Origin of the sequence: Citrobacter europaeus (assembly GCA_020099315.1) — a bacterium.
Taxonomy (GTDB): Bacteria; Pseudomonadota; Gammaproteobacteria; order Enterobacterales; family Enterobacteriaceae; genus Citrobacter; species Citrobacter europaeus.
In genome coordinates this window covers 3,000,076-3,014,484 of record CP083650.1, presented here as the reverse complement: position 1 = coordinate 3,014,484, position 14,409 = coordinate 3,000,076, and the positions used below count along the sequence as shown (strand labels likewise).

Here is a 14,409-nt window from a genome sequence, read left to right as displayed (position 1 = left end):
CCCCTTAGCCAAGTTCGTTGGGATCAAGTGCGCCAGGGATGTTTTTGATCTCTTCCCAGCGTTCGCCTTGCAGGCGATAACCTGTTGCCGGACCGGCATAGTCGTTGACGTCATTTACCGCGGATAGCACCTGTCCGTCGCCAACGATAATGGCGGAGGTATGCAGATAATCCCCGGTTAACTTGGCTTTCTGGATGTTGAGCATGTCCTGAGCGACATCGGTAAACCCGCCCTGAGCAAGGGCTTTCACCACTTCCAGACCGTTACGGTTTTTATTGATGATCTCTTGCGCAAACTTGATGTCTTCAACGATGTTTCGTTCAGGCATATCTTTCGAACCGTGGGCGTAGGTCGCAGCTTCCACTTCTTCATCAGTGATTGGCGGTAATCCCATTCCGGCAAAGACGGCCTGTAGTGCGCGCGCCGCTTTATTACGAATGGCGATAACGTCTTCTTCACGAACCGGACGCAGACCCCCATCTACCTTGAGGTCACGCTGGAGAACGTTGTAGTCGTCAAAATCTTCGGCATCCTCGTTCGAACCCGCAAACATGTTGTCGTAGTTCGGTACCGCGGAATAACCGGAAGAGATGAAGTCAGTACCCGGCAGGAACTGCATCAACAGGCGGGCAGTACGACGCATATCCGAGTGGGTAAAGGTTTGGTCGTTGCTGGAAGCACATTCCAGATCCAGAGAAGAGCAGATCAGGTTTTCAGCAAGCACAGCACGAATGCCTGATGGCACCGCGGAAGGCACGCCGATGCAGCTTACTGAACCATTTTGTAAACCCTGTACGCCAGCGGCTTTGGTGATGTAAATACAGCGGGCTTCCAGATAAAGCATCGATTTGCCTTCGGCGTAACCCATCTGAACTTCTGAGCCTGAGCCGGAGGTAAAGCGCATCTTCAGGCCACGTGAGGCGTAGGAAGAGGCGAGGAAGCCTTTCGACCATGGTGTATCGTCGCCGTCGGTAAAGACGGGTTCAGTACCATAGACGGAGATGGTTTCCGCGTAGCAGGTGTGGCCTAGCATGCCGAGTTTAAGTTCGGTTGCTTCTTCCAGCGAGCACTGGGTTAATACGCCAGGGCGTCCAACCTGTGAGCCGACTAACAGCGCAATGGCGTTAAATGGCGCATAACGCGCAACGGCAACGGTTGTTTCCTGTTCGTCAAACCCGCGCCATGCGCCTTCAGCAGCATCAGCGGCAATCTGCACCGGGTTATCTTTAACGTTAGTAACGTGCGCCTGTTGAGATGGTGTACGACGCGCACGCATTTTCTGCATGGCCATCATCATCTCAACGACGTTCATATGGGACACCACTTCGACAATTTTTGCCGGCGTCATTGCGGTGGTCAGCGGCACAATGTCTTTGCGCTTCACGTTAGGGTCGCAAAGCATATTGGCAAGTTTTACCGAGTCCATCGCCATGACTTCTTCAGCGCGTGCCAGGTTAATGCCATAGCGGGCAATAAAATGGTCAATCAAGTCAAATTCACTGGCGGATTTACCGTCCAGTTCAGTGACTGTACCGTTGACGATTTTAATCGACGGCTTGGGGTCGTTCGGGCTTTCCATTGCAATGAAGCCTTCTTCGATCCACTCCTTAACGAAGCCATCCTGATTCACAGGGCGCTTCGCCAGTGCTTCAAATCTTTTCGATCTCATGAATCAGCCTCACTGATATCAGATGTAGGACGGACGATCGTTTTTCGGCTCTGAGCCGAGGGTCCCTAGAACGGTTTTACCGATTTCACGGGCGGAGATAACGGCCTGGCGAACAGCGCCGGAATCACCTGAAATGACCAGGATGGCTTCGTTACTGAAGCTGGTTCCATGGGCTGGGGAGCTGTAGGCCACAACTTCCACATTGGCGGATTTCAGCGCAGTATCAGCCATCAGGACACCAACGGATGCTGGCGCGCCGACGATAACGCCACAGGCACGGCCAATCGGTGCGCCAAAGGCTTTTTCAAGTGCGTAGCTGGCGCGTGCGGTGTACTGCATTTCGATGTGACCGGCTTCGTTGGCATAAACATCGCCAAAGGTGCGATCCAGCTCTTTCAGCGCAACTTCAATGCCGCGTTTCACGTCGGAAACATCGTTGCCGCCGAGAATAATCAGCGAGCCGTGTCCTGCGCCGCCTTTGGTATCACGCGGTAACTCAATACTGACGACTTCAGTATTTGTTGCTTTTACCGCTTCATCGGCGGCCATGATGTGAGGACCCGCACCAGTGCGTGCGCCGAGGATGCCAATGGAGCGATACCGTTTTTCAAGTTTCATCGCGTCCAGGAGGGCACTGTCTACGTTGGCGATTACCAGACCGACGGTGTCGCCAATCGCAGTACCGACAAACTCCGTTAAACTGCAGCTTTTCTCTGCCATAGCCGTTTCTCGTGTTGGAGGATTATTTTCAGGGATAGCCTGCTGTTCCGGCGTTGCCACACGAGCAATCACCTGCGCCATGATCTGTTCAACCAGCTCATTGCTGCTCATTAGCTAATTCCCTTCGGTAAGATTTTTTCTACATCGGTATGAGGGCGTGGGATGACGTGTACGGCTTTCACTTCTCCCACGTTACGGGCTGCGGCGGCACCTGCATCTGTTGCTGCTTTGACTGCGCCGACATCGCCGCGGACAATAACTGTTACCAGCCCCGAACCAATTTTTTCGTAGCCGACCAGCATTACATTGGCTGACTTCACCATTGCATCTGCGGCCTCTATGGCTGCAGTCAAGCCTTTGGTTTCTACCATTCCTAACGCTTCTTGTTGCATAAAGACCTCGCCTGGGTTGTCCTGATTTTCATGACTATAAAAAGAAGCGAGGAAAAAGAATGGCTGAGTTGAAAGTATGAGTGAAAAAATAGTGAGGATACGGTGATATAAAATTGCTGCGTTTTATTGTATGTGATTGTTTTGTATTATTATTTTAATTTTTTATGATGTGATTATTTGGTTATGTCAATTCCATATTTACACTTTTCTGAGTGACAGTTTAAATATCATTTGCTATGCGGAAAAATGAAATTGTGATGGTGGTTTGAAAACGGAATTCTGCTATTAGCAATATTTTATTATTTTGAAAATGTGCTTTTAATAGGGTGAGTCCTCGTTTTATCACCTGTTTTAATAAAGGTGATAGCAAGAATTTGCTATCGCAGCACGATTTTAAAAATCATACCGCTCGCAGATTGCCAACAATTTGCCGACATGCCTTTTTATAGTAAGCCTTGAAGTATTCTACTTGCCAGCAAGGAGTCCGCTGGTAAAGACACGAACTCTGCTTAGAAGGTGTCACAATGAACGATTCACTAAAAGCACAATGCATTGCTGAGTTTTTGGGTACCGGGCTGTTTTTATTTTTTGGTATTGGATGCCTGAGTGCCCTGAAAGTCGCGGGTGCCAGCCTGGGATTGTGGGAAATCTGCATCATATGGGGACTGGGGATCTCGCTTGCAGTCTATCTGACGGCCGGGATATCTGGCGCGCATCTCAACCCGGCTATCACTATTGCTCTGTGGCTGTTTGCCTGTTTTCCGGGGCGTAAAGTTTTACCTTACTCCGTGGCACAGGTTGCGGGTGCCTTCGGCGGTGCACTGCTGGGGTATTTGCTCTACGGCAGTCTGTTTACCGAATATGAATCGGCCCACCAGATGGTGCGCGGTAGTCTGGAAAGCCTGCAACTTGCCAGCATTTTTAGTACGTATCCTGCAGCGGCGCTCAGCGTATGGCAGGCCGCGTTAGTCGAAGTGGTGATTACCTCCATTCTTATGGGAATGATCATGGCGCTGACTGATGATGGTAACGGTGTTCCTAAAGGTCCGTTGGCGCCATTGCTGATTGGTATTCTGGTCGCTGTTATCGGCGCATCCACCGGTCCGCTTACCGGATTTGCAATGAATCCGGCGCGTGATTTTGGTCCTAAATTGTTTGCCTGGATGGCCGGATGGGGAGATGTTGCGATGACAGGTGGACGTGATATTCCTTATTTTATCGTGCCGATTGTCGCCCCTATCATCGGTGCTTGCGCGGGCGCAGCAATTTATCGTTATTTTATTGGCAAAAATTTACCGTGTAATACGTGTAAGCTGGAGGAAAATGAGAGCTAGCTTCACAGAAGAAGTTTATTTTTGAAAGGTAAAAACTGTTTTCGTGATCCGGTTTCCTGAACCGCTGAAAAAGTCTCCCAACAATGGGAGACTTTTGTTATGTTCAATGATGACTTTCATCATTGCTCAGGATGGCAGGATGAAAATGAATGTGAATAATATGTTTTGTTTATAACAATAAATTAACTGAGAGGTTTTATCATGATTTCTGCGAGTGCCCTGAACTCAGAACTCATTAATAAAATCGCACAGGATTTTGCGCAGGCCACCAGTCTGGCCGTTGTGGTTGTCAATATTCACGGTGATGAAATTTCTGAGCTTTTTAATTTCACCCCATTTTGCCAGTTGATGCGCCAGCATCCGCAGCACAGTACCCGCTGTCGTATGAGCGATCGCTGTGGGGGACTGGAAGCTTCGAAATCCGATCAACCCTGCATCTATCGCTGTCACGCCGGGCTTACCGATTTCTCAATTCCGCTGGTCATTGCGGGACACCTGGTAGGGTTTGTGCTTTGTGGACAAGTCCGCTTAAGTAATGATGTCGGTCTGGTTGATATTCTGAATGTAGATGATCGCTGGCAAGCGGATCCCGAGCTGGTCAGTGAATTTCGTAATGTACCAGAGATGGACTATTCGCGAGTCATCGCTTCTGCGGATCTTCTCAAACTCATTGTAGAAAATTGTCTTAAGAAACAACTTAATTTTGTTGTTATCAAGGATAATCCGCAGCAGTCAGAGCCGGTTCGTGCGAACCGCAGTACCAACCCTCACGACAGTAAAATGAAAAAAGCTCTGCGCTATATTGATGCGCATTTATCAGACGAATTGCGTCTGGAGGATGTTGCCTCTCATGTTTTCCTGAGTCCTTACTATTTCAGTAAATTGTTCAAAAAATATCAGGGTATCGGTTTTAACGCATGGGTAAACCAGCAGAGAATGGCCAGTGCCAAAGAGTTGCTTTGTCACAGTGACTGGAGTATTGCCAGCATTGCGCGTAATTTGGGCTTCTCGCAAACCAGTTATTTTTGCAAAGTTTTCCGTCAAACGTATCAGGTTACGCCGCAGGCATTTCGCCAGCAAATTAATGTCATTTCACGTAGTGAATCCGCCTAAATAGCAATATTTTGCTATTGCCGATTTTTGATATAGGGCGCTATGTCAGTCATTATAAAATGAAAAGTAACGACACCAGTCAATAAATTGTCATAGCGCAACAAATTAATGGTATCAGAGGGATAAACTGCACCAGTTTTTATTTTTGTGATGAGATACAGTGTCTGTGTGAATGACTTTCTTTATTCTTTACTGACGCTTTCATTCAAAGTTTGAACATATGAATAAGTGGGTTTAGGCCAGATAATTGGCTGAATGAACCCGGAAAGATATTAAATTGAATTATTGTCATGAGGTTGTGAATTTACCTCATAACAGAGAGCTTAATTAACCAGGCTCTTGAACTGACAGGTTTGCCACATTTGTGGTAGGGAAGGGGGTGAGAATCCCCCGCAGCCCCCGCTGCTGTGATGCTGACGACCCCGTATGGACCACTGATCGCAAGATTGGGAAGGACGGGTGAGGATGACGCTAAGCCAGAAGACCTGCCTGTCAGTGACTACCAACAACTTCGGTGGGAAGTGGGTGGTTCAGATGCATACAGTCGAGAGACTGGGTATCTCTACACCCCTACCACCCTGAACAGGATCAGGGTATGGCGGCCAATTTTCACGCATTTGTTCTTGCAGGTACCGGAAGCGGCTGTGGTAAAACCACGGTGACGCTGGGCTTGTTGAGCTTGTTGAAAAAACGCGGTTTACGCGTCCAGCCTTGCAAAGTGGGTCCTGATTACCTTGATACCGGCTGGCATACAGCGGTATGCGGTACTGCTTCGCGCAATCTTGATAGCTTCATGCTTCCCGTCCCCACGTTGAACGCTCTATTTTGCGAGCAAATGCAACATGCGGAAATCGCGGTGATTGAAGGTGTTATGGGGCTGTATGACGGTTATGGCACCGACCCAAATTACTGCAGCACCGCCGCGATGGCCAAACAGTTAGGCTGCCCGGTTATCTTACTGGTTGATGGCAAAGCCGTTTCCACCTCGATCGCCGCGACGGTAATGGGATTTCAACATTTTGATCCAACCCTGAACATCGCCGGCGTCATTGTTAACCGGGTCAACAGCGAATCGCATTACCAGCTCCTGAAAGTGGCGATTGAGCGTTACTGCGATGTCCCCGTATTGGGTTATGTTCCCCGAATGGAAGGCGTTGCGCTTCCTGAACGGCATCTGGGTTTGGTTACCGCACGCGAGTCGGTTATTAACCAGCAGCCGTGGCAGGAGTTTGCCGCGACGCTGGAGCAAACTCTTGATATCGATGCGCTGCTGAAATTAAGCCAGTTAACCAACCTTCCCACTGGTGAATGGCCAGCGCTGCCTGCCGCAGACGCCGGAGCAGGGCTAACGCTTGCCATCGCCGATGACGAAGCTTTCAACTTCTACTACCCGGATAACATCACGCTCCTTGCGCGCGCAGGGCTTAAGATTGTTCGTTTTAGCCCGTTGCACGACACCAGCTTACCCGATTGTCAGATGGTCTGGTTAGGTGGCGGATATCCTGAGTTACATGCTGCGACGCTGGCTCGCAATGTTTCGATGCTTAGCCAACTGCGGGCAGCGCATCAGCGGGGTGTCGCGATTTATGCCGAGTGCGGGGGATTGATGTATCTCGGCAGTTCGCTGGAGGATAGCCACGGCGATACCTGGCTGATGGCGGATATCATTCCCGGTCACAGCAAAATGGGGAAACGTCTGACCCGATTTGGCTACTGTGAAGCGCAGGCCACACAGCAAACATTGTTAGCCGCAGAAGGCGAAGTGCTGCGCGGACATGAATTCCACTACTCCGATTTTACCCCTGAAACGCCAGCGGTGATGAACTGTCGCAAAGTGCGCGATGGCAAAACGCTACAAGCCTGGTCTGGCGGCTGGCAGGTCGGAAACACCTTCGCCAGCTATCTACACGTTCATTTTGCTCAACGTCCGCAGATGCTCAACCATTGGCTGGCAGCCGCGAGGAGTGCGCTATGACGATCCTCGCGTGGTGTGTTGCCTGGCTGCTTGATTATATCATCGGCGATCCGCAGAACTGGCCACATCCGGTGCGCTGGATTGGCAATCTGGTTTCTGCGGTGCAGCGAGTTGTTCGGCGTTACTGCCATAGCGACCGCGCGCTACGTATCGGCGGCGCGGTGATGTGGATTGTGGTGGTCGGTCTGACCTGGACAGTGTCCTGGGGAGTGCTGGCGCTGGCGCAATCTATTCATCCCTGGCTTGGTTGGGTGGTGGAGGTTTGGATGATCTTTACCGTGCTGGCCGGGCGCTGTCTGGCAAACGCGGCGCAGGATGTCGAACGTCCGCTACGTGCCGGTAATCTTGCCGCAAGTCGTGAAAAATTGTCATGGATTGTGGGACGCGATACCTCGCAATTACAACCTCAGCAGATCAATCGCGGCGTAGTAGAAACCGTGGCTGAAAACACTGTCGACGGCATCATCGCGCCGCTGTTTTTCCTTTTTCTCGGCGGTGCGCCTCTGGCGATGGCCTACAAAGCGGTAAACACCCTTGACTCCATGGTGGGCTACAAACATGAGAAATACCGCGCAATCGGTATGGTCAGCGCCCGCCTGGACGATGTCGCAAATTATATCCCTGCGAGGCTGAGCTGGCTGCTGCTGGGCGCAGCGGCGTTTTTATGCCGCCAGGATGGCGCGCGTGCGTTGCAGATTGGCTGGCGCGATCGCTACAACCACAGCAGCCCAAACTGTGCGTGGTCGGAAGCATCCGTTGCCGGCGCATTAGGAATTCGGCTGGGTGGTCCAAATGACTACTTTGGCGAGCGCGTTGAGAAACCGTGGATCGGTGATGCACAACGTGACATTTCGGTAGACGACATTTCCCATACGATTCGATTGATGTGGGTGGCATCGACGCTGGCACTGGCGCTGTTTATTGCGCTGCGATGCCTGCTGGTCGGTGTAGCCTGAGGACAACACAATGCAATATATCCAGCAACCCCAGGCGATTGAGGCCAAAAGTTTCGACATTATTGGCGAGATCATCAGTGAAACCCGTCCGGACTATCAGTTTGCCAGTCCGTTACATGAAGCCATTATCAAGCGGGTCATTCACACGACGGCGGATTTCGACTGGCTGGACATTCTGTGGTTTTCCAGTGATGTGCTGGAGCAGTTTTGTGCGGCGCTTAGCCGTTCGAGCGTGATTTATACCGACACCACGATGGCGCTTTCCGGGATCAATAAAACGCTGTTGGCAAAATTCGGCGGTGAATGCCGCTGCTACATCAGCGACCCGCGCGTCGTACGTACGGCAAAAGAGCAGGGTATTACCCGGTCCATGGCGGCCGTCGACATTGCGGTGAAGGAAGAAGGGGAAAAGCTGTTTGTCTTTGGCAACGCGCCGACAGCGCTGTTTCGCCTGCTAGAGCATGATGTAGCCGTCAGCGGTGTGGTTGGTGTACCGGTCGGGTTCGTTGGCGCAGAAGAGTCGAAAGATGCCCTGACCCAAAGCAATTTGCCCGCCATTGCAGCGCTAGGTCGCAAAGGGGGAAGTAATGTCGCTGCCGCTATCGTCAACGCCATGCTTTATCACATGCAGGGGGCGCGATGAGCGAGGCCTTCGATACGCCGGTTTGGCACAACGGTAAAGCGTTGCGTAAGGGATATACCACGGGATCGTGCGCGACGGCGGCTGCAAAAGTGGCAGCGCTGATGGTACTGCGCCAACACCTGATCCATCAGGTTTCCATTGTCACGCCTTCCGGTGTGACGCTGTGCCTGAACGTGGAGTCGCCGCATATCGAAGGACAGCAGGCGATAGCGGCCATCCGCAAAGACGGTGGCGATGATGTGGACGCCACCCACGGCATGCTGATTTTTGCCCGCGTGACGTTAAACGATAGTAAAGAGATAACCCTTCAGGGCGGGGAAGGCGTTGGCACGGTAACCCGCAAAGGGATCGGCCTGCCGGTGGGGAGTTCGGCGATTAACCGCACACCTCGCCAGACCATTGAGTCTGCGGTACGTGAGGCGATTGGGCCGAATCGTGGAGCGCAGATTGAAATCTTCGCGCCGGAAGGTGAAGAGCGGGCGCAAAAAACCTACAACTCCCGCCTTGGCATTCTGGGCGGCATTTCGATTATCGGCACTACGGGGATCGTCACGCCGATGTCGGAAGAGAGCTGGAAACGTTCACTGTCGCTGGAGCTGGAAATTAAGCGAGCGGCGGGGCTGGAGCGTGTCGTACTGGTGCCTGGAAACCACGGCGAGCGTTTTGTGCGCGAACAGATGGGGATCGACACTCAGGTGGTGGTCACCATGAGCAACTTTGTTGGCTACATGATTGAAGAAGCCGTACGTCTTGGATTCCGGCAAATCGTACTGGTGGGACATCCAGGCAAGCTCGTCAAAATTGCGGCGGGGATCTTCCATACCCACAGCCATATTGCCGATGCCCGCATGGAAACGCTGGTGGCCCACCTCGCATTACTTGGCGCGCCGCTGGAACTGCTGACGCTGGTCAGCGACTGCGATACCACCGAGGCGGCGATGGAACACATCGAAGCATACGGTTTTCAGCACATTTATAACCATCTGGCTAAGCGCATCTGTATGCGCGTCCTGCAAACGCTGCGCTTTACCAAAAATCCCCCGACCTGCGACGCCATCATGTTTTCTTTTGATAATCAGGTGCTTGGCAGTAATCGCCCGGTCGCAGAAATTGCTGAGGAAATGCAATGTTAACCGTTGTAGGGATGGGGCCCGCCGGTTTGCATTTAATGACGCCTGCGGCGCGTGAAGCGATCGCAGAGGCTGATGTTCTGGTCGGTGGAAAGCGGCATTTGCAGCAATTCCCGGATTTTACCGGTGAACAGTTTGCTCTTGGCGCCAATATCCCGGAACTCCTGAATTGGATCAGCGCGCACCAGGAACAACACATTGTGGTGCTGGCGTCTGGCGATCCGCTGTTTTACGGCATCGGGACGCGCATGGTGGGCCATTTCGGTATTGAAAATGTACGCATTATTCCCGGCATTAGCGCGGTGCAGTACCTGTGCGCGCAGTCCGGCATTGATATGAACGATATGTGGTTGACCAGTAGCCATGGTCGTAGTGTCTGTTTTGATGAACTGGCGCGACATAACAAGGTGGCGATGGTGACAGATACGCTGTGCGGCCCACGGGAAATTGCACAACAGCTTATCGCACGAGGCAAGGGACATCGCTGGATGGTGATTGGCGAAAACCTGGCGATGGAAAACGAACGGATCCATTTCCTGCCTGTGAGTGAAGTTAACGCCGACTATGACATGAATGCAGTGGTGATCCTCGATGAAAGATGAGCTGTTTCTACGTGGAGAGAAAGTGCCGATGACCAAAGAAGCGGTACGCGCACTTGCCCTCTCAAAACTTGAATTACACCGCGCCAGTCACCTGATTGATATTGGTGCCGGAACCGGCAGCGTGTCGATAGAAGCCGCTTTGCAATACCCTGGATTGCGCGTGACGGCAATCGAGCGTAACCCGGCGGCGCTCAGATTGCTGGATGAAAACCGCCAGCATTTTGCCTGTGCAAACATCGACATTTTTCCTGGCGTTGCGCCAATGACCATCGCGGAAAAAGCCGATGCCATTTTTATGGGCGGCAGCGGCGGCCATTTGACCGAACTGATTGACTGGTCAATGCGTCAATTACATCCCGCCGGGCGGCTGGTGATGACGTTCATCCTCCAGGAAAACCTCAACACCGCGCTGGCGCATCTGGACCATCTTGGCGTACAGGGAGTGGATTGCCTGCAGTTACAGGTTTCCTCGCTTGCCACGCTTGGCAGTGGTCACTATTTCAAACCGAATAACCCCGTATTTGTTATCGCCTGTCAGAAGGAAGGAAACCATGTCTGAGATTTTTGATCCCCGTAGCGTGTGGTTTGTTGGCGCAGGTCCTGGCGATCGCGAGCTGATTACCCTCAAAGGTTACCGGTTGCTACAGCAGGCGCAGGTTGTTATCTACGCCGGATCGCTGATTAACACAGAACTACTGGAATATTGCCCTGCCGGCGCTGAATGTCACGACAGCGCTGAACTGCATCTGGAACAGATCCTCGACCTGATGGAAGCCGGAGTGAAAGCGGGTAAGACCGTTGTCCGCCTGCAAACCGGCGATGTTTCGCTGTACGGTTCCGTGCGCGAGCAGGGCGAGGAGTTGACCAAACGCGGGATCGACTGGCAGGTGGTGCCTGGCGTTAGCGCATTCCTTGGCGCGGCGGCGGAGCTGGGCGTTGAGTATACCGTGCCTGAGGTTTCGCAGAGCCTGATCATTACTCGCCTTGAAGGACGCACGCCGGTACCGGAACGTGAACAGTTGGAGTCTTTTGCCAGTCACCAGACATCTATGGCGATTTATCTGTCCGTCCAGCGTATTCATCGGGTAGCGGAGCGTTTGATTGAAGGCGGTTATCCGGCGACCACGCCAGTGGCGGTGATCTACAAGGCCACCTGGCCAGAAAGCCAGACCGTGCGCGGTACCCTGGCGGATATTGGCGACAAGGTTCGCGATGCGGGCATCCGTAAAACGGCTCTTATTCTGGTCGGTAATTTCCTGGGCTCGGAGTATCACTACTCCAAACTCTATGCGGCGGACTTTAGCCATGAATACCGTAAAGCCTGAATCTATTGCGCTTTTTTGCCTGACCCCCGGCGGCGTTGTGCTGGCGAAACGTCTGGCGGCCATGCTGCCGGTCACCTGTTTTACCAGTGAAAAGCTGCTGGAAGAGGGGTTTGTTCCTTTCGAAAACGGCTTTGCGAATACCGCCCGCGAAGCGTTTGCGAATTACTCGGCGCTGATTTTTATCGGGGCGACCGGCATTGCGGTCCGCGTGTTGGCCCCGCTGGTCAACGACAAATTTTGCGATCCGGCTGTGGTGGTCATTGATGAACGTGCCCAGCATGTCATCAGCCTGCTCTCCGGTCACGCAGGGGGCGCGAATGCGCTGGCGCGTTATCTGGCGGGCATGTTGGGCGCAGACCCGGTTATCACTACGGCGACGGATGTGAACGATATGGCGGCACTGGATACGCTGGCATTTCAACTGAATGCCCGGATGAGTGATTTCCGTTCGGCGGTCAAGATCGTTAATCAGATGCTGGTCAGCAATAAGCGAGTTGGACTGTGGTGGGATGACGAACTGACGCAGGATGTCAGCCATTGCGACCGGCGCGGTTTTATCACGGTCACCGATCTCAACCAGCTACCTGAACTGGATGCGCTGGTGTGTATCACCTTACGCACCAATTTACCCGATCTGCCTGTTCCGCACTGGAAGCTGGTGCCGCAGCGTGTGGTGGCCGGAATTGGTTGTCGTCGTGACACGCCGTTCCCACTTCTGGCCGCGCTGCTAGCCCGCCAACTTGAAGCCCAGCAGCTCGACCCGCTGGCGCTAAAAGCGATTGGCAGTATCACGCTGAAAAAAGATGAACAGGGACTTATCCAACTGGCTTCGTGCTGTCGCGTTCCTTTCGAAACCTTTACCGCTGACGCGCTGCGTGAGCATGAGCACCGTTTTCCGGCCTCATCGTTTGTTCGCAAAACGGTGGGTACAGGAAGCGTTTCTGGTCCTGCAGCCTGGCTGTTGAGCCACGGAAAACTGTTAGGCGAGACCCTGCGAGAACAGGGCGTCACTATCACTTTGGGAGTTTCACACTGATGTTAAGCGTAATTGGAATTGGCCCTGGCTCGCAGGCAATGATGACCATGGAAGCCGTTGAAGCATTGCAGGCAGCGGAAATCATCGTTGGCTATAAAACCTACACCCATCTGGTAAAAGCGTTCACTGGCGACAAGCAGGTGATCAAAACCGGGATGTGCAAAGAGATTGAACGCTGCCAGGCGGCTATCGAGCTGGCGCAGGCGGGTCGCAATGTGGCGCTGATCAGCAGCGGAGACGCGGGGATTTACGGTATGGCTGGGCTGGTGCTCGAACTGGTCAGCAAGCAAAAGCTGGACGTTGAGGTCAGGTTAATCCCTGGCATGACCGCCAGTATTGCCGCCGCCTCTTTGCTTGGCGCACCGCTGATGCACGACTTCTGCCACATCAGCTTAAGCGATCTGTTAACGCCGTGGCCGGTCATCGAAAAACGTATCGTTGCCGCTGGCGAAGCAGACTTTGTTATCTGTTTCTACAACCCGCGCAGTCGGGGACGCGAAGGTCATCTGGCGCGTGCATTTGAACTGCTGTCTGCCAGCAAAAGCGCGCAAACGCCGGTCGGTATTGTGAAGTCAGCTGGACGTAAAAAGCAGGAAAAATGGCTGACCACTCTTGGCGAAATGGACTTTGAACCGGTTGATATGACCAGTCTTGTGATCGTTGGCAACAAAACCACCTATGTTCAGGACGGCCTGATGATCACGCCACGAGGTTATGTGCTGTGAATTATGGTGATGTGCTGGTCATGGGCGGTACCAGCGATGCGCGCATGCTGTGCCAGCAACTGGATGCGGCAAACGTGGCTTACACCCTGTCGGTTGCAACCCCAACGGGGAAACAGCTGGCGGGAGATATTAAAGGCCAGGTGCGCTGCGGACGTCTGGAACGTGAACAAATGATTGCCTGGCTGCAGGAAAATCAGACGCGCTGGGTGATCGACGCCTCGCATCCGTATGCCGAGGTGGTGAGCCGCAACATCATGAGCGCTTGCGAAGCCGCGGGCGTATTGCTGAGCCGCTATCAGCGTCCTGAGCAGTTGAGCGGTTTAACCCACCCGCAGTTGTATACCGTACAGAGTATTCAGCAAGCGTGCGAGGTGGCTCGACGCTTCGGCGATCGCGTGCTGTTGACGACCGGCAGTAAAGATCTGGCTATCTGGCGCGAAGGGTTGCCTGAAAAAACGCTGCTGGCACGCGTGCTGCCTGTACCTGAAGTCATTCAGCAATGCGCGGATCTTGGGTTTGGTGTCGGTGAAATATTCGCATTGTGCGGGCCGTTTAGCGCCGAGTTCAACGCTGCGTTTTATCGCCAGTGTCAGGCTGATGTGGTGATCACCAAAGCATCAGGCGCGGAAGGTGGTTATCAGGAAAAAGTTCAACCCTGTCTGGATGCCGGTATCCCCTGCATCGTGATTACACGTCCGGCACCGTTGGTGACGGGAGATGAGTTACTGGAAAGTCAGGCCGCCTTTGGGGCGCGTTTAACGCGCTGGCTGGCCGCTGCTTAAGGAGTTA

The 14,409-nt window shown here is 52.9% G+C and carries 15 protein-coding genes and 1 riboswitch; of the genes, 12 read left to right on the top strand and 3 right to left on the bottom strand.

Annotated features, from left to right (window positions below; genetic code table 11):
• Positions 1-4 precede the first annotated feature (4 nt).
• The 3 genes from pduC to pduA are packed head-to-tail and all read right to left on the bottom strand — an operon-like array spanning position 5 to position 2,781.
• Positions 5-1,669, bottom strand: coding sequence for a propanediol dehydratase large subunit PduC (gene pduC / locus LA337_14360; GenBank protein ID UBI14369.1), 1,665 nt, complete (start codon positions 1,667-1,669; stop codon positions 5-7).
• Between the two features lie 18 nt (positions 1,670-1,687).
• The gene (gene pduB / locus LA337_14355; GenBank protein UBI14368.1) at positions 1,688-2,500 is read right to left on the bottom strand and encodes a propanediol utilization microcompartment protein PduB; all 813 of its coding nucleotides are present in this window, start codon (positions 2,498-2,500) and stop codon (positions 1,688-1,690) included.
• Positions 2,500-2,781 (bottom strand): propanediol utilization microcompartment protein PduA, encoded by a 282-nt coding sequence (gene pduA, locus LA337_14350; protein UBI14367.1) that lies wholly within the window; start codon positions 2,779-2,781, stop codon positions 2,500-2,502. Before pduA ends, pduB begins: the two co-directional genes overlap by 1 nt.
• 524 nt (positions 2,782-3,305) lie before the next feature.
• On the opposite strand from pduA, the gene pduF reads away from it, so the two are divergent.
• The 12 genes from pduF to LA337_14290 all read left to right on the top strand — a co-directional run bounded on the left by pduF (position 3,306) and on the right by LA337_14290 (position 14,402).
• Positions 3,306-4,115 carry a propanediol diffusion facilitator PduF gene (gene pduF, locus LA337_14345; GenBank protein ID UBI14366.1) on the top strand — a complete coding sequence of 270 codons (810 nt, stop codon included), beginning with the start codon at positions 3,306-3,308 and terminating at the stop codon, positions 4,113-4,115.
• Between the two features lie 201 nt (positions 4,116-4,316).
• On the top strand, positions 4,317-5,228 hold the full coding sequence (gene pocR, locus LA337_14340) for a regulatory protein PocR (protein ID UBI14365.1): 912 nt from the start codon (positions 4,317-4,319) through the stop codon (positions 5,226-5,228).
• A gap of 332 nt (positions 5,229-5,560) precedes the next feature.
• Positions 5,561-5,736: riboswitch (cobalamin riboswitch) on the top strand.
• A gap of 87 nt (positions 5,737-5,823) precedes the next feature.
• Complete coding sequence (locus LA337_14335) at positions 5,824-7,203, top strand: cobyrinate a,c-diamide synthase (protein ID UBI14364.1); 1,380 nt, start codon at positions 5,824-5,826, stop codon at positions 7,201-7,203.
• On the top strand, positions 7,200-8,159 hold the full coding sequence (gene cbiB, locus LA337_14330) for an adenosylcobinamide-phosphate synthase CbiB (protein UBI14363.1): 960 nt from the start codon (positions 7,200-7,202) through the stop codon (positions 8,157-8,159). Before LA337_14335 ends, cbiB begins: the two co-directional genes overlap by 4 nt.
• Before the next feature lie 10 nt (positions 8,160-8,169).
• Positions 8,170-8,802, top strand: coding sequence for a cobalt-precorrin-8 methylmutase (locus LA337_14325; GenBank protein UBI14362.1), 633 nt, complete (start codon positions 8,170-8,172; stop codon positions 8,800-8,802).
• Positions 8,799-9,935, top strand: a complete 1,137-nt coding sequence (gene cbiD / locus LA337_14320; protein UBI14361.1) for a cobalt-precorrin-5B (C(1))-methyltransferase CbiD — start codon at positions 8,799-8,801, stop codon at positions 9,933-9,935. Before LA337_14325 ends, cbiD begins: the two co-directional genes overlap by 4 nt.
• Positions 9,929-10,534, top strand: coding sequence for a cobalt-precorrin-7 (C(5))-methyltransferase (locus LA337_14315; GenBank protein ID UBI14360.1), 606 nt, complete (start codon positions 9,929-9,931; stop codon positions 10,532-10,534). Before cbiD ends, LA337_14315 begins: the two co-directional genes overlap by 7 nt.
• Positions 10,524-11,093: a decarboxylating cobalt-precorrin-6B (C(15))-methyltransferase gene (locus LA337_14310; GenBank protein ID UBI14359.1), complete on the top strand. Its 570-nt coding sequence runs from the start codon at positions 10,524-10,526 to the stop codon at positions 11,091-11,093. The genes LA337_14315 and LA337_14310 overlap by 11 nt, the downstream gene beginning before the upstream one ends.
• Complete coding sequence (locus LA337_14305; protein ID UBI14358.1) at positions 11,086-11,859, top strand: cobalt-precorrin-4 methyltransferase; 774 nt, start codon at positions 11,086-11,088, stop codon at positions 11,857-11,859. Before LA337_14310 ends, LA337_14305 begins: the two co-directional genes overlap by 8 nt.
• On the top strand, positions 11,840-12,895 hold the full coding sequence (gene cbiG / locus LA337_14300; protein UBI14357.1) for a cobalt-precorrin 5A hydrolase: 1,056 nt from the start codon (positions 11,840-11,842) through the stop codon (positions 12,893-12,895). The genes LA337_14305 and cbiG overlap by 20 nt, the downstream gene beginning before the upstream one ends.
• Complete coding sequence (locus tag LA337_14295) at positions 12,895-13,620, top strand: precorrin-3B C(17)-methyltransferase (GenBank protein ID UBI14356.1); 726 nt, start codon at positions 12,895-12,897, stop codon at positions 13,618-13,620. The genes cbiG and LA337_14295 overlap by 1 nt, the downstream gene beginning before the upstream one ends.
• Complete coding sequence (locus LA337_14290; protein UBI14355.1) at positions 13,617-14,402, top strand: cobalt-precorrin-6A reductase; 786 nt, start codon at positions 13,617-13,619, stop codon at positions 14,400-14,402. Before LA337_14295 ends, LA337_14290 begins: the two co-directional genes overlap by 4 nt.
• Positions 14,403-14,409: the final 7 nt, after the last annotated feature.